This window comes from Novosphingobium sp. SG720 (assembly GCF_012275365.1).
Taxonomy (GTDB): Bacteria; Pseudomonadota; Alphaproteobacteria; order Sphingomonadales; family Sphingomonadaceae; genus Novosphingobium; species Novosphingobium rhizosphaerae.
Genome location: NZ_JAAZQN010000001.1, coordinates 1,314,361 through 1,330,005, shown reverse-complemented (window position 1 = coordinate 1,330,005; position 15,645 = coordinate 1,314,361). Strand labels below are relative to the sequence as shown.

Genomic DNA, 15,645 nt, shown 5'->3' with positions numbered 1-15,645 from the left:
GTCGCTCAGCGCGTGAAGGCCTGAACGTTGCCGGCGTCCACATTGATCATGTTGCCGGTCGATTTGGCCGAAGCTTCCGAACCCAGCCAATAGGCGGCTTCGGCAATGTCTTCGGGCAGCACGTCGCGCTTGAGCATCGAGCGGTTGCGGTAGTGCGCTTCCAGTTCCTCGCCGGCATCGATCTTGTTCGACGCCGCGCGTTCCTTGCGCCAATCGCCGTCCCAGATCTTGCTGCCCTTGATCACGGCGTCGGGGTTCACAACGTTGACGCGGATCCCCTCGGGCGCGCCTTCCAGCGCGAGGCAGCGGGCCAGATGGTTGGCCGCGGCCTTGGCGCTGGCATAGGCCGAAGCCCCGGCCGCGGCGGCCACGGCATTCTTGGAACCGATGAACACCACCGACGTGCCGCCCTGCGCCTTCATGCGCTTGAGCAGGCCCCAGGCATGCTTGGCGGTGAGGAAGTAGCCCTGGGCCAGAACGTCGAAGTTCTTGTCCCACAATTCCACGGTGGTCTGCTCGATCGGCGCGGACGAGGCGATGCCGGCATTGGCGACCAGGATGTCGAGCCCGCCGAATTCCCGCGCGGCATAGGCAAAGGCAGCCTGCACCTGGGCTTCGTCGGTCACGTCGCAGGCCACGGCGCGCACCACGTCCTTGCCGAACTGCTTGGCAAAACCGGCGCGCACGTCCTCGGCGGCGGCGGCATCACGGTCGGCCAGAACCACGCAGGCGCCTTCGCGCAGGAAGCGGGCGGCCGTGGCCGCCCCGATCCCGCCAGCGCCGCCAGTGACCAGCGCGATCTTGCCCACCATCGGCTTGGGTGCGGGCATGCGCTGCAGCTTGGCTTCCTCGAGCAGCCAATACTCGATGTCGAAGGCTTCCTGCTCGTCGAGCGCGATGTATTCGCCAATCGCTTCGGCGCCGCGCATCACGTTGATGGCATTACCATAGAATTCACCGGCCAGGCGCGCCGTGGTCTTGTCGGTGGCAAAGGTGATCCGGCCCACGCCCGGCACCAGCACGACGACCGGGTTGGCATCGCGCATCGCCGGGCTGTTGGCGCGCTTGCAGCGCTCGTAATAGGCTGCATACATCGCGCGGTAATCGGCGATCTTTTCGGCGAGATAGGCATCGTCCTGCAGGCGCGCGGGATCGAGCGTGAGCGGCGCGATCTTGGTGCGCAGGAAGTGATCGGGGCACGAGGTGCCCAGCGCGGCAAGGCGCTCGAACTCGGCAGACCCGGCAAATTCCAGCGCCTCGGCATCGTCGGACCAGTGGCCCAGCTTGCGACGGGCTCCCGTCATGAAACCGCGCAGGCGGGGCATCAGGTCCGCCGCAATAGCCGCGCGATCCGGGTTGGGCGCAACCTTGCGGCCGCCGAACGCCGGCTTGTCGGCCAGCTTGGCGTTCAGATATTCCGCCGCATCGGCAATCAGCTGCACCGTGTGTTCATAGCACGCCTTGGCGCTGTCGGCCCAGCAGATGATGCCGTGACCGGCCAGCATCACGCCTTCGACATGCGGGTTCGCCTGCACATAATCGCGCAGCATTACCCCCAGGGTGTAGCCAGGGCGCTTCCACGGCAGCCAGCCGATCTTGCCGCCCCAGATTTCCTGCGTCGCCGCTTCGCCACCCGAAGAGGCCGCCAGGGCAATGATCGCATCGGGGTGAACGTGATCGACATGGGCAAAGGGCAGCAGCGAATGCAGCGGCGTGTCGATGCTGGCGGCGCGACCGTTCAGGTTGAACGTGCAGTGCGGCAGGTAGCCGACCATCTTGTCGTCGTCTTCCGGCCCGGCATAGTGCGCTTCCAGGCCCAGCAGCTTGTCCTGGTACAGCGTGGCAAAGCCATCCAGCTTCATCGAGCCGATGTCACCGCCCGAACCCTTGACCCACAGCACTTCCACCTTCTGGCCTGTCAGCGGATCGACTTCCTCCAGCTTGGCCGAGGTGTTGCCCCCGCCGAAGTTGGTCACCGTCAGGTCGGAACCCAGCAGGTTCGACCGATAGAGCAGAAGCTCTGCGGGCGAGAGCGTGGCGGCATGGGCATCGTCCCAGCGGCTGGCCGGCACGGCAAACGGAATGGCGGCATCCGCAACTGCAAGCGTTTCGACGGTCATGGCATCCTGCGTGGATTGGGCCATCGAGTCGCTGCCCGATTGGCCGGTGAACATGGGGCGATGCACGCCGGAGGATCGCCCGGTGATTGCATCGCGTCACGAGGCTGCTAACATTTTTGGTGGAAATGATCAACATTGATTGATAATGATCATTTCCACACAGGGCGAGGCCGCGAGATTCGCGGACAAGCGCCATGATTTATGGAGAGCGAACAGCTTGGCACGGGGCAGCATCATCGTCATCGATCTGGGCAAGACGCTCAGCAAGGTCAGCCTGTGGCGCCCCGATGGCACCCTGCTCGATCGCAAGGTGCGCCCCAATGCACCGGTGGAGATTGACGACCTGCGCCGGCTCGATGCCAAGGGCATCGGCGATTGGCTGCTCGCCACGTTGCGGGAATTCGCTGCCCTTCCACTCGATGCCGCGATCGACACGATCGTGCCGGTGGGCCACGGCGCTGGCGTGGTCGGCTTGGCGCAGGGTGCCCTGGCCTTTCCGCCACTCGATTATGAACAGGCGATCCCCGCCGATGTCATGAACGCCTATCGTGCCCAGCGCGATGCCTTTGCCCTCACCGGATCGCCTGCCCTGCCCGACGGGCTCAACTTCGGCAGCCAGTTGTTCTGGCTCGAACAGCTTTATCCCGCGGCCTTTGCCGCCGGCCCCGCCCGCGCCACACTGATGCCCTGGGCGCAATACTGGGCCTGGTTCCTCACCGGCATTGCCAATAGCGAAGTGACCAGCCTGGGCTGCCATTCCGATGTGTGGAGCCCGGCACAAGGCACGTTCTCGCCGCTGGCCGTGCGGCGCGGCTGGGCCGACCAGTTCGCCCCGGTCGTGCCGGCCGGCGCGGTGGTCGGCCGGCTGTCCCCGCGCATCGCCCGCGCCACCGGCCTGCCCGCCACGGTCCAAGTGCGCGCCGGCCTGCACGATTCCAACGCCGCCTTGATGGCCGCGCGCGGGTTCGACCAGCTTGCCGGGCAGGATGCCACGATCCTGTCCACCGGCACTTGGTTCATCGCCATGCGCCTGCCGGCCGAACCGGTGGACCTGGCCATGCTGCCCGAGGCGCGCGATTGCCTGGTCAATGTCGACGTGTTCGGCCAGCCCGTGCCCTCCGCGCGGTTCATGGGCGGGCGCGAGATCGAGAGCCTGATCGAGATCGACACCCGCCGCGTGGACATCAAGCCCGATCAACCCGCGCTGCTCGCCGCCGTGCCCGCGGTGCTCGCGCGCGGCACGATGATCCTGCCCACGCTGTGCCAGGGCTTTGGCCCCCTGCCCTACGGTCGCTTCGGCTGGATCGAGCGGCCCGACGATTGGTACAAACGCCGCGCCGCCGCTTGCCTCTATGCCGCGCTCGTCGCCGATGTCTCGCTCGGCCTGATCGGCGCCAAGGGGCGGCTGCTGGTCGAAGGCCGCTTTGCCGAAGCCGAGGTGTTCGTCCGCGCGCTCGCCGCCCTGCGGCCCGATGTGGCGGTCTACACCGCCAACGCCCACAACGACGTTTCATTCGGGGCACTGCGCCTGATCGATCCGGCGCTCAAGCCGCAAGGTGAACTCGTGCCCGTGGCCCCGCTGGAGGGCGATATCGCCGCCTACCGCGCGGCCTGGCACGCGGCGATCACCGTGCCGGCCTGACAAGACAATATAAACGAGAGGAAGCAACGAAGATGGGCGGAAATCCGGCACTGGGCGTGCTGTTCCACTGGCTGGGCGGGTTCTCCTCGGCCAGCTTCTATGTGCCCTACAAGCGCATCAGCCGCTGGTCGTGGGAAGTGTTCTGGCTGGCCGGCGGGCTATTTTCCTGGGCCATCGCGCCCTGGGCCTTTGCCTCGCTGCGCACGCAAGATCTGCTTGGCGTGCTCGCCGCCGCGCCGCGCGCCACGCTGCTGTGGTGCTGGTTCTGGGGGGCGATGTGGGGCTTTGGCGGCCTCACCTTCGGGCTGACCATGCGCTATCTCGGCCTGTCGCTCGGCATGGCCGTGGCGCTCGGCCTCACCACCGTGATCGGCACGATGGGGCCGCCCATCTTCCATGGCACGATCGGGGCCATCGCCGCCACCACCAGCGGCCAGCTGACCCTGCTCGGCATTGCCATCACCCTGGTCGGCATCGTCGTCGTCGCGCGCGCCGGCAGTGCCAAGCAGCGCGACCTGGGCGGCACCGCCAGCGAGGGCGTGGCAGAATTCGACCTGAAGAAGGGCATTCTCATCGCGATCTTTTCCGGCGTCATGTCGGGCTGCTTTGCCTGGGGCCTCGATGCCGGGCAGCCGATCCGCGATCTGACGCTGGCCGCCGGCACCGATCCGCTCAGCCAGGGCCTGCCGGTGCTCTGCGTCGTGCTGGCGGGGGGGCTCACCACCAATCTCGTCTGGTGCCTGATCCTGATCGCGCGCAACCGCAGCGCCGGCCAGTTCCTGGGCGCGGCCAGCGATGGCGGCCCGCGCGCGCCGCTGCTGCGCAACTATGCCCTGGCGGCGCTGGGCGGCACGCTGTGGTATGGCCAGTTCTTCTTCTACACCATGGGCGAAAGCCAGATGGGCAAGTACGGCTTTTCCTCGTGGACGCTGCACATGGCCTCGATCATCCTGTTTTCCACGCTGTGGGGCTTTGCGCTCAAGGAATGGAAAGGCACCTCGCCCCGCACGCGCGCCATCGTGTGGTCGGGCATCGGCCTGCTGGTGGGTGCAACGGTGGTGATCGGCGCGGGCAACATGCTTCAGGCCTCGGCCTGAAGCGGTGCCGAAAACCAGGACATCTGCGCGAAGATGATGGCTTTTGAGCGGCAGACGCGGCATAAGCCAGGGCTTCACGCCACGAAACAGGACGCAACAGGGCCATGCATGCAGCGGAACGCGAACGGTTGATCGTCGAAGCGATCGGCCCCACGGGTTTCGTCAGCTATCGCGATCTGGAAGCCCTGCTCGATGCGTCCCCCGCCACGATCCGGCGTGATCTGTCGCGGCTGGAAAGCGAAGGGCGGATCGTGCGTGTGCACGGCGGCGCGCGGCTGGCCGATAGCGCCGAGAGCGCTGCCCGCCCGGCCGGTTTCCACCTTTCGGGCACGCCGTTCGAACAGGCCATCACCGAAAACCTGGGCGCCAAGCAGGCCATCGGCCGCGCCGCCGCCGCGCTGTGCCAGCCGGGCGAAGGCATCATGGTCGATGGCGGCACCACCACCTTGCAGATGTGCCCGCACCTGGCCGGGCTCGATCTTCAAGTGCTCACCAATTCGCTGCACATCGTCAACGCGTTGCTGCCACAGGCCGGCACGCGCATCCTGGTGCCTTCGGGCGCGGTGTTTCGCGAACAGAACATCATCCTGGCAGCCGCGGGCGAGGAATCGATGCCGCGCTTTCACGCGCCCAAGCTGTTCATGGGCGCCGCCTCGGTCGGCCCGGCGGGCGTGATGCAGGCCGATGTCGTGCTGGTGGCGGCCGAACGCCGCCTGATCGACCGTGCCGAACAGGTGATCCTGCTGGTCGACAGTAGCAAGTTCACCACCCGTTCGGGCACGATCGTGTGCGGCCTGGATGAAGTCGACACGCTGATCACCGATGCCGGCATCACCGAAAGCGCAGCCGCCGCCATCCGCGCGGCCGGCGTCAACCTGTTGATCGCCGAATAGGAACTTACTTGGTCGCCTGTTGCAGATAGGCGATCACGTCGGCGCGATCCTTGGCATCGGGCAGGCCGGCAAAGGCCATCTTGGTGCCCTTCACATAGGTCGTCGGGCTTTTCAGATAGGCATCAAGCGTATCGGGCGTCCAGGTCACGCCGCGCGTCTTCATCGCGTCGGAATAGGCATAGCCCGGCAGCGAACCCGCCTTGCGCCCCATCACGCCCTTGAGCGAGGGCCCCAGGCGCGTGGCACCGGTGTTGAGATCGTGGCAGGCCAGGCAACGCGCCGCCACGGTGCGGCCATGCACCGGATCGCCATCGGCCGCTGCGGCCGGCACGGCCATTCCCGCCAGGCCCAGGCCCAGCGCACCCAACGCGGCAAGATGGAAACGAACTAGGGTCATGACGGTCTCCCAAGCGGGCCGCCGATCTGGCGCCCCATGTTGCACATCATGGCAAAAGGCGGCTGACACAGCGCTGAACGGCGCAGCGCGCGTGCGTTCAGGCAGGAAACCGGTCAGACGTCTTTCGACGGCGCCGACAGGTAAACCTTCATGAGGATGCGGAACAGTTCCGAACGCTCGCGCACCGTCAGGCAGGCGGTCAGTTCGTCCTCGTGCGCCACAATCACCCGGCGCGCTTCGGCAAGCGTGATCTGCCCGCTTTCGGTGATCCACAGCCCGCCCGCGCGGCGATCGAGCTTCGAAGGTTCGTTGACCAGATAGCCGTTGCGCATCAACTGGCGCACGAACTGGTGCACGGTCGGCCGCTCGATCTTGAAGAAGCGCGAAAGGTCGGTCTGCTTCACGCCAGGGTTGGCGTTGACCAGCCACAGGATCGCCACCTGCTTGGGCGTGGCGTTCAAGGGTTCAAGCTGCCGTTCCAGCCGCGAGACGAACAGCGTGTTGGTGGTGCCGATGTGCAGGCCCAGGACCGAATCCAGCCCGTCAAGCGCCAGTTCGGGCGTAACCGATTGACGAGTAAGGACTTCGGAAGTCAAAGCCAGGCCTTTCGCAACATCAGCGACAACCCAGTGTTACCGCTTGAAGTCCATTAGGCATACGAACCGATTTTGCGCAAATGTTTTGCGGCGCAGCAGGTCCGAACTTCAGCAAAACTCACGCTTCCACGGGCGCAGTCGTCATGCCGAGCCCGGGAATCCCGATGGAGCGGCGGCCACCGTAATCGGTGCGCACCACGATCAGCCCGCTCTTTTCCAGATGGTCCAGCAGGCGGCGGATGCGCCCCGGGCTGCGCGTGCCATAGATTTCGGCCATGCGTTCATCGTCGGGGCAAGGCAGCCCCTCCACCGCCGCCACGGCCAGCACCAGGAACGGCGCCAGCACATCGTCGGCCACGCCTTCGGCCAGTTTCAGTGCCGGCTGCCATTTCGGTTCGCGGTCGTCGGGAATGCCGGCCACGGCCATGGCAAAGCGGCGGCGGAACTGCGCCAGGTCGATGCCCACCTGGCCCAGTCGCTGCATCCGGCAGCGCACGGTGAAATCCTGGTAGAGCTGCGATGCGGCCTGGAACGTGCAATCGGGCTCGGCCGCCATTTCGGCCAGGATCGCGGCGATGTCGGATGCGGTTTCCTCGGCGGCGAAGAGGCTGGGCTCGGCCGGCGGCTCCACTTTCTCGGCGGCAGGCACGCTGCTGGCGATCTGCTCGATCAGTTCGCCACTGTCGGGCGCGGCTTCTTCCGGCTCGGGCGGCGTGGGCAGCGGATCGAACATCAGCGGCTCTGACATCAGCAGGGCTTCCATTTCCTCGCCCGCGGCGTTGGGCATCGGCATCAGGCCGTGCACCACGTTGCGCGCACGTGTTTCCACGTCGGCAATCTTCACGCCCACCGGGCGGCGGCAGATCGCCGGCCCCAGCGCCAGGAAATGGCCGCGCTCCAGATCGCGGATGGTTTCGGCCTGGCGCCGCTCCATGCCCAAAAGGTCAGCGGCACGCGCCATGTCGATATCCAGGAACGTGCGCCCCATCAGGAAATTCGAGGCTTCGGCCGCCACGTTCTTGGCCAGCTTGGCCAGGCGCTGCGTGGCGATGATGCCGGCCAGGCCGCGCTTGCGCCCGCGGCACATCAGGTTGGTCATCGCCGCCAGGGACAGCCGGCGCACATCGTCGGCCACGTCGCCGGCGGCAGCGGGCGCAAACATCTGCGCTTCGTCCACCACCACCAGCGCGGGATACCACTGGTCGCGCGGGGCATCGAACAGGGTGTTCATGAACACGGCAGCGCAGCGCATCTGCGCTTCCAGTTCCAGCCCGTCGAGCGCGAGGATGACCGAGGCACGATGCTGGCGGATGCGCGCGGCGAGCTTGACGATTTCCGTGCCGTCATAGGCCGATCCATCAACCACGACATGGCCAAACGGCTCGGCCAGGCTGACGAAATCGCCCTCAGGGTCGATCACCACCTGCTGCACCACGCTGGCGCTCTGTTCCAGGATGCGCCGCAGCAGGTGCGACTTACCCGAGCCGCTGTTGCCCTGCACCAGAAGGCGCGTGGCCAGCAGTTCTTCCACATCGATACGGACGGCGGCGCCCGACCTGTCGTCGGCGCCAATGACGATGGTTGCGCTCACGCCTCGCTCTTAGCGCGCAGGGGCGCGGCGGCAAGGGGATCGGGGCAAAAGATTGTCGAAAGCCCCTGCCTTCCGGCTCCCCCTCCTCTTCAGAGGAGGGGTCGGGGGGTGGTGCGGAGCCTCGCGCAAGGTGTCCACCACCCCCAAACCCCCTCCCCTGAAGAGGAGGGGGCTCTCTCACACCATCAATGCCGGATCAGATAATCGAACGCCGAAAGCGAAGCCTTGGACCCTTCGCCCATGGCAATCACGATCTGCTTGAACGGCACCGTGGTGCAATCGCCTGCGGCAAACACGCCGTCCAGGCTGGTGGCGTTGTGCGAATCCACTTCGATCTCGCCGCGGTTGGTCAGGGCAATGCTGCCATTGAGCCATTCGGTGTTGGGCACCAGGCCGATCTGCACGAAGATGCCTTCCAGCTCTACGGTGTGCTCTTCGCCGGTTTCGCGGTTCTTGTAGACAAGGCCAGTCACCTTGCCGCCATCGCCCAGCACTTGGGTGGTCATGGCAGAGGTGATCACCGTCACATTGGGCAGGCTGCGCAGCTTGGTCTGCAGCACGGCGTCGGCGCGCAACTGGCTGTCGAACTCGATCAGCGTCACGTGCGCCACCAGGCCGGCCAGGTCGATCGCCGCTTCCACGCCGGAATTGCCGCCACCGATCACCGCCGTGCGCTTGCCCTTGAACAGCGGGCCATCGCAGTGCGGGCAGTAAGCCACGCCCTTGTTGCGATATTCGTCTTCGCCGGGCACGCCCATCTGGCGCCAGCGCGCGCCGGTGGACAGGATCACGGTCTTGGCCTTGACGCTGGCGCCGCTGGCCAGTTCGATGTGGTGCAGCCCGTCGCCATTGGCCGGCTTGAGCTTCACCGCCTGCTGCACGTTCATGACATCGACGTCATAGTCCTTCACGTGCTGCTCCAGCTGGGCAACCAGCTTGGGCCCTTCGGTGTGCGGCACGGAAATGAAGTTCTCGATGCCCATGGTGTCGAGCACCTGGCCGCCGAAACGCTCGGCCACCACGCCGGTGCGGATGCCCTTGCGCGCGGCATAGATCGCGGCGGCCGCGCCGGCCGGGCCACCGCCCACCACGAGCACGTCGAACGGGTCCTTGGCAGCGATCTTTTCCGCCGCGCGCGCCACCGATCCGGTGTCGAGCTTGGCCACGATCTGCGCCAGATCCATGCGGCCCTGGCCAAACTGTTCGCCATTCAGGTAGACGGTCGGCACGGCCATGACCTTGCGCCGCTCCACTTCATCCTGGAACAGCGCGCCATCGATCGCCACGTGGGTGATCGCGGGGTTGAGCGCGGCCATGATGTTTAGCGCCTGCACCACATCCGGGCAGTTCTGGCACGAAAGCGAGAAGAACGTCTCGAAATGCAGCGGGCCTTCCAGGCCACGCACCGCATCAAGCAGTTCGGCCTCTTCCTTGGGGGGATGGCCACCCACGTGCAGCAGCGCCAGGATCAGCGAGGTGAATTCATGGCCCAGCGGCAGCCCGGCGAACACGGCCTGGGCGCGTCCCTCATCGGCGCGGATGGCAAAGCTGGGGCGGCGTTCGTCCTGCCCATCCAGGCGCACCGAAACCTTGTCACTCAGCGCGGCGATTTCTTCGACCAGGCTGCGGGTGTCGGCAGACTTGGCGCCTTCGTCCAGGCTCGCGACCAGTTCGATCGGGCGGCGCAGGTTGCCAAGCAGGCCCTTCAATTGGGCGGTGGTGGGGGCGTCAAGAATGGGCATGGTCTGTCTCTCTCAGGCAGGAGGGTGCGTGCCGCGTGGGGCCATGGACGGCCTCACGCCTGGGATGGGGCGGAATTTAACAGAATATCAGAGCGGCTTGCGCGGGTAAAAAGGGCATGGCTCAAAGGCTGTATGCCGGGGCGCCGCCGCCAGAGTGCCGGGGCGACGGCCAGCGCCGCCCCGGAAAACTTGTACGAAGACGCTTAGATCTTGCCGACGAGGTCGATCGAGGGAGCCAGCGTTTCGGCGCCTTCTTCCCACTTGGCCGGGCAGACCTGGCCGGGGTTTTCGCGCCAGTACTTGGCAGCCTTGATCTTGCGCACGAGTTCGGCAGCGTTGCGGCCCACGCCCTCGGGGGTGATTTCCACCAGCTGGATGGTGCCGTCCGGATCGACCACGAAGGTGCCGCGGTCGGCCAGGCCAACGCCTTCGCGCAGGATGCCGAAGTTGTTGGAGATGGTGTGGTTCTGGTCACCCAGCATGTAGTAGTTGATCTTGCCGATGGCCGGCGAGCTGTCGTGCCAGGCCTTGTGGCTGAAGTGGGTGTCGGTCGACACCGAATAGACTTCCACGCCCAGGCCCTTGAGCTCTTCATAGCTGTCGGCAAGGTCTTCCAGCTCGGTCGGGCACACGAAGGTGAAGTCGGCCGGGTAGAAGAAGAACACGCCCCACTTGCCCAGGACGTCAGCATCGCTGACATCGACAAACTTGCCCTGAACATAGGCAGTGGCCTGGAACGGCTTGAGCTTGGTTCCGACGATCGACATGAGTTCGACTTCCTTATGGTTGGTCGTGAAAAGCGGTCAGGCAACCCGGGCGCAGCGCGGCAAAGGCGCCACGGCCCGGTTGCAAGGCAGCAATTAGGCGCCGGAGGCCGGGATTACCAATGATCAATTCTGCCTAGATTGATTGATCCTTTCGATAAGACCCGCTGCGCCAAGCCCCATCGCCGGATTGCCCGAAAGGGCCGGATTTGCCCTCTTCACCGGCGGGAACCAATCGCGAGGTTGCGAATTGCAGGGGCGCAAGCCCGGATCGGGCATGGCGCGGCCTGGTCGCATCGGCGCGATCCCCCGCAAATCCTCGCGTTTTGCCACGGTTCGCCCGGGCAGCCGCGCCGCCTGCCCAGCCCGCCTACCGGCGTGGCGCCACCTTGATTGCGTTTTCTGCAAAGGCATTTTCCAAACTTGCACTTGAAACGCCACTGGCCGCCCGCCAATTGCGCCGATATAGAACTGAACTGTCTCGTTCCATTTTTTGCCGTCTGACAGGAAGCCCCCCGATGCCCGCCTCCGACACCCCTGCCGAAACGTCCGCTGCCCAGCCTGCCGCCGAAGAGACCCCGGCACCCAGCGGACGCAAGAAGTTGATCGGCCGCATTGCCATCGGGGTGGCGGCCGTTGGCCTGGTCTACGGCATCTATGCCTTCATCGATTACCGCAACAACGGCCAGTACGTGCAGTCGACCGACGACGCCTACGTCAAGGCCGATGGCGTGACCGTCAGTTCCAAGCTGGCCGGCTATGTCCGGCAGATCGGTGTGGCCGATAACCAGCAGGTCAATGCCGGCGCGTTCCTGGTGCAGATCGATCCCACCGATTACAGCACCAAGCTGAACCAGGCGCAGGCCCAGGTGGATGTGGCGCGTGCAGCGCAGCAGGCAACGGCCGCCGGCATTGCCGAAGCCCAGGCCAGCCTGAACCAGGCCCGCGCCGCCCTCGCCGCCTCGCAGCGCGACCTGGCCTATTACAGCGGCGAAGCGGCACGCTATGCCCCGCTGGCCGCGAGCGGCGCCGAACCGCGCACCCAGCTGGACCAGCTGACCAGCGCCCGCGACAAGGCCGCTGCCGACGTGCGGGCCAAGCAGGCCATGGTCGAGGCGGCCACCGCCAAGATCGCCACGATCAAGGCGCAGGTGCAGCAGGCCGATGCGCAGATCACCTCGGCCCAGGCGACGCAAGCGGCCGCACGCAATGACGTGGGCACCACCCGCATCGTCGCCCCGATTGCCGGCAAGGTCGGCTCTTCGGCGGTGCGCCTGGGGCAATATGTGCAGCCCGGCCAGCGCCTGCTCACGATCGTGCCTACCCAGGCGATCTATGTGGAAGCCAATTTCAAGGAAACCCAGATCGGCCTGATGCGCCCGGGCCAGCCGGTGACGATGCATGTCGACGCCCTGCCCGACGTGGATTTCCATGGCGTGGTGGAATCGATCACGCCGGGTACTGGCGCCAACTTCTCGTTGATCCCGCCGCAGAACGCGACCGGCAACTTCACCAAGATCGTCCAGCGCGTGCCCGTGCGCATCCGCATCAATGCCGGTGAGGAATCGCGCAAGGTGCTGGTCCCCGGCCTGTCGCTGACGGTCAAGGTCGATACCAAGGCGGCCAAGGGCGCGATCAAGGCGATCCGCGCCGAGCAGGATCAGGGAGCCAAGTAATGGCCGCCGCAACCCTTCCCGCCGATGCCGGCGGCGGGGCCGGCAGCGCGTCGGGCAAGACGCCCGGCCGACAGGCCAATGGCAATGCCGACATCACCGCCTGGCTGGCGGTGGTGGCCGGGGCCATCGGCGCGCTGATGGCCACGCTCGACATTTCGATCGTCAATTCCGCCCTTCCCACGATCCAGGGCGAAATCGGCGCGTCTTCCACCGAAGGCACGTGGATCGCCACCAGCTATCTGGTGGCCGAAATCGTGATCATTCCCTTGACCGCCTGGCTCGAACGCGTGTTCGGGCTCAAGCGCTTCCTGCTGATCGCCTCGGTGCTGTTCACCGGGTTCTCGATCGTCTGCGGCCTTTCCACCACGCTGACGATGATGATCATCGGCCGCGTGGGCCAGGGCTTTACCGGCGGGGCGATGATCCCCACCGGCATGACGATCATCGCCACGCGCCTGCCACGCCACCAGCAACCGGTGGGCACGGCGCTGTTCGGCTCCACCCTGATCCTGGGGCCGGTGCTCGGCCCGCTGGCGGGTGGCTGGCTGACCGAGAATTTCTCGTGGCACTATGCCTTCTTCATCAACATCCCGATCTGCATCCTGCTGATGGTGTTCCTGGTCATCGGCCTGACCAACGCCAAGATGCGGCTGGACGAGCTGTTCAGCGCCGATTGGCTGGGCATCGTCGGCATGGCCATGGGCCTGGGCGGGCTGACCGTGGTGCTGGAAGAAGGCAACCGCGAGCAATGGTTCCAGTCTGACCTGATCTGGAAGCTGACCGGGGTGACCGTGGTCGGCTTCGTCCTGATCGGGATAGGGCAGCTCTATGCCAAGCGACCGGTGATCAAGCTGGCGCTGCTGCGCAACCGCGCGTTTGCCGCGGTGTTCGTGCTGGGCCTGCTGATCGGCTCGGTGCTCTATGGCACGGCTTATGTAATCCCGCAGTTCCTGGCCGCGATTGCCGGCTACAATGCCTATCAATCGGGCCAGATCGTGTTCCTTTCGGGGATACCCGCGGCCATGATGATGCCGCTGTTCCCGATCCTGGTCGCGCGGTTCGACCTGCGCTACGTCGTGCTTACAGGCATGCTGATCATGGCCGGTTCGTGCTGGCTCGATACCACGCTGACGATCAATTCGGATGGATCGGACTTCGTGATCTCGCAGCTGATGCGCGGCCTGGGCCAGGCGCTGTCGATGCTGTTCCTCAACCAGGCGGCGATCGCCAGCGTGAAGCCCGATGAAGCGGGTGACGCGTCGGGCCTGTTCAACGCGGCACGCAACCTGGGCGGTTCGATCGCCCTGGCACTGCTCGCCACGCTGCAGGAGCGGCGCGAGGAATACCACCGCTGGACGATCCACGAGGCGCTGCCGGCCAACAGCCCGACGGTGCAGGACTGGGTTTCCAGCCAGGCCGCGCAGTTCGGCGGCGGGCCCGAAGGCCTTGGCGCCGCGTTGCGCGCGATCGACGGCACCGTGGTCAAGCAGGCCATGGTCATGGCCTATACCGATGAATTCATCGCGCTGATGGTCGGCATTGCCGTCGTCCTCCCGCTCGTTTTCCTTCTCCGGCCCCTGCCCAAGGGCCATCACAAGATGGCGATGCACTGATGCACACTTCCTTCCGCCGATTGGCCCACCGCCCGCCTGCCACAACTCTGGTCGCCACCACGCTGCTGGCCTCGCTGGCCCTGGCCGGCTGCACCACGGTTGGCCCCAAGTACACGGGCGCTCCCGATGCAGCGCCGGGCGCTGCCGCGCGATCGGCGTTTCTGCGCGGCGATGCCAGTGCCACGCCGGCCGCGCCGGCCGCACGCTGGTGGGATGCGCTCCATGATCCGGTGCTGAGCGGCCTGATCGAGCAGGGCCTGGCCCGCTCGCCCAACATCGCCGCGGCCAATGCCCGCATCGCCCAGGCGCGCGCCGGCCTTGCCGCCAACAAGACCGCGCTGGTCCCCACGCTCAACGTGTCGGGCGCGGTGCCCTATATCAATGTGCCGGCCGATATCCTGGGCGGCGACAACACCGGGCGGACCGACACCACGATCTACAACGTGGGCTTCGATTCGAGCTGGGAACTGGACCTGTTCGGCGGCACCCGCAGCAAGATCACTGCGGCCGGCGCCCGCGCCGAAGCCGCCCAGGCCAGCGCCGACGATGCCCGCGTCACGCTTTCGGCGGAAATCGCGCGTGCCTATGTCTCGTTGCGCGCCCGCCAGGCCGTGCTTGCCCTGCAAGACCAGCAGGCGGCCGTCGACGCCCAGCTGGTCGATCTGGCACAGCAGCGCCTGCAACGCGGCACCGCGCCCGAACAGCCGCTGGCCCAGGCACGCGGCCAGGCCGCCCAAACCGAAGGCGACCGCGCCAAGACGCGCGCCGACATCACCGTGCTGATCGACCAGCTGGCGGTGTTGACGGGCCAGGAACCCGGCGCGCTCGACGCCACGCTGGCCTCGCCCGCCCCCCTGCCCCTGCCCCTGCCCCCGGCGAGCGTTGCCGTGGGCGATCCCGCAAGCCTGCTGCGCAACCGGCCCGACATCCGCATGGCCGAACGCCAACTGGCCGCCGCCAATGCCGATATCGGCGCGCAGATTGCCGCTGGCCTGCCCAAGATCAGCTTCATGGGCCTGTTGGGCCTGGGTGGCACGAGCATCGGCGACGTGGTTGATCCGGGCAAGATCATCGGCCTAGCCTTGCCGCAGATCCGCTGGAACCTGTTCGATGGCGGCCGCAACAAGGCCCAGGTGACCAACAAGCGCGAAGCCTATGCCGAAGCGGAAGCCAAGTATCGCAACACGGTCTTGACCGCGTTGCAGGATGCCGAAGGCGCGCTGACGCGCTTTGGCAGTCAGCGCCAGGTCTATGGCAAGGCGCTGGACACGCAGGTGCAGACCACGCGCGCGCAGGCCCTGCAACAGCAGCGGGCCGATGCCGGCACCGTCGGCCAATCCGATGCGCTGACCGCGCGACGCCAGCAGCTTCAGGCGCAGCAGGCCGCCGCCGCCGCTGCCGCCGAATTGACCACCGATTTCATCGCGGTGGAAAAGGCTCTCGGCCTTGGCTGGCAGGCTCCCGCGTAGGACCACTGAAATGAACCGTTCGCGTTCCGTTTATAGCGCTTTGCG

General features: G+C 66.3%; 12 protein-coding genes. 6 read left to right on the top strand and 6 right to left on the bottom strand.

Going from position 1 to position 15,645, the window contains the following annotated elements:
• Positions 1 to 5: 5 nt before the first annotated feature.
• Positions 6 to 2,186: a bifunctional rhamnulose-1-phosphate aldolase/short-chain dehydrogenase gene (locus tag FHW94_RS06025; RefSeq protein WP_349237445.1), complete on the bottom strand. Its 2,181-nt coding sequence runs from the start codon at positions 2,184 to 2,186 to the stop codon at positions 6 to 8.
• 151 nt (positions 2,187 to 2,337) lie between these two features.
• Here FHW94_RS06025 and FHW94_RS06020 point away from each other — a divergent pair, with 151 nt between their 5' ends.
• The 3 genes from FHW94_RS06020 to FHW94_RS06010 all read left to right on the top strand — a co-directional run bounded on the left by FHW94_RS06020 (position 2,338) and on the right by FHW94_RS06010 (position 5,752).
• Positions 2,338 to 3,762 carry a carbohydrate kinase gene (locus FHW94_RS06020; RefSeq protein WP_168554786.1) on the top strand — a complete coding sequence of 475 codons (1,425 nt, stop codon included), beginning with the start codon at positions 2,338 to 2,340 and terminating at the stop codon, positions 3,760 to 3,762.
• 32 nt (positions 3,763 to 3,794) lie between these two features.
• Complete coding sequence (gene rhaT, locus FHW94_RS06015) at positions 3,795 to 4,859, top strand: L-rhamnose/proton symporter RhaT (protein ID WP_168554785.1); 1,065 nt, start codon at positions 3,795 to 3,797, stop codon at positions 4,857 to 4,859.
• 104 nt (positions 4,860 to 4,963) lie between these two features.
• Positions 4,964 to 5,752 (top strand): DeoR/GlpR family DNA-binding transcription regulator, encoded by a 789-nt coding sequence (locus FHW94_RS06010; protein ID WP_168554784.1) that lies wholly within the window; start codon positions 4,964 to 4,966, stop codon positions 5,750 to 5,752.
• 4 nt (positions 5,753 to 5,756) lie between these two features.
• Here FHW94_RS06010 and FHW94_RS06005 read toward each other — a convergent pair whose 3' ends face one another.
• From FHW94_RS06005 to ahpC, 5 genes are all read right to left on the bottom strand, one after another.
• Entirely contained in the window at positions 5,757 to 6,149 is a 393-nt protein-coding gene (locus FHW94_RS06005) for a cytochrome c family protein (RefSeq protein ID WP_168554783.1), read from the bottom strand.
• 113 nt (positions 6,150 to 6,262) lie between these two features.
• Complete coding sequence (locus FHW94_RS06000) at positions 6,263 to 6,745, bottom strand: MarR family winged helix-turn-helix transcriptional regulator (protein WP_168554782.1); 483 nt, start codon at positions 6,743 to 6,745, stop codon at positions 6,263 to 6,265.
• A 118-nt stretch (positions 6,746 to 6,863) separates the two neighbouring features.
• Complete coding sequence (locus FHW94_RS05995) at positions 6,864 to 8,336, bottom strand: ATP-binding protein (RefSeq protein WP_168554781.1); 1,473 nt, start codon at positions 8,334 to 8,336, stop codon at positions 6,864 to 6,866.
• A gap of 185 nt (positions 8,337 to 8,521) precedes the next feature.
• The gene (gene ahpF / locus FHW94_RS05990) at positions 8,522 to 10,078 is read right to left on the bottom strand and encodes an alkyl hydroperoxide reductase subunit F (protein WP_168554780.1); all 1,557 of its coding nucleotides are present in this window, start codon (positions 10,076 to 10,078) and stop codon (positions 8,522 to 8,524) included.
• Between the two features lie 203 nt (positions 10,079 to 10,281).
• Entirely contained in the window at positions 10,282 to 10,845 is a 564-nt protein-coding gene (gene ahpC, locus FHW94_RS05985; RefSeq protein ID WP_168554779.1) for an alkyl hydroperoxide reductase subunit C, read from the bottom strand.
• A gap of 515 nt (positions 10,846 to 11,360) precedes the next feature.
• On the opposite strand from ahpC, the gene FHW94_RS05980 reads away from it, so the two are divergent.
• Genes FHW94_RS05980 through FHW94_RS05970 form a run of 3 tightly spaced genes read left to right on the top strand, consistent with a single transcriptional unit; the run spans position 11,361 to position 15,600 of the window.
• Positions 11,361 to 12,518 carry an HlyD family secretion protein gene (locus FHW94_RS05980; RefSeq protein ID WP_168554778.1) on the top strand — a complete coding sequence of 386 codons (1,158 nt, stop codon included), beginning with the start codon at positions 11,361 to 11,363 and terminating at the stop codon, positions 12,516 to 12,518.
• Positions 12,518 to 14,131: an MDR family MFS transporter gene (locus FHW94_RS05975; RefSeq protein WP_168554777.1), complete on the top strand. Its 1,614-nt coding sequence runs from the start codon at positions 12,518 to 12,520 to the stop codon at positions 14,129 to 14,131. Before FHW94_RS05980 ends, FHW94_RS05975 begins: the two co-directional genes overlap by 1 nt.
• Positions 14,131 to 15,600, top strand: a complete 1,470-nt coding sequence (locus tag FHW94_RS05970) for an efflux transporter outer membrane subunit (protein ID WP_168554776.1) — start codon at positions 14,131 to 14,133, stop codon at positions 15,598 to 15,600. The genes FHW94_RS05975 and FHW94_RS05970 overlap by 1 nt, the downstream gene beginning before the upstream one ends.
• The last annotated feature ends 45 nt before the right edge of the window (positions 15,601 to 15,645 follow it).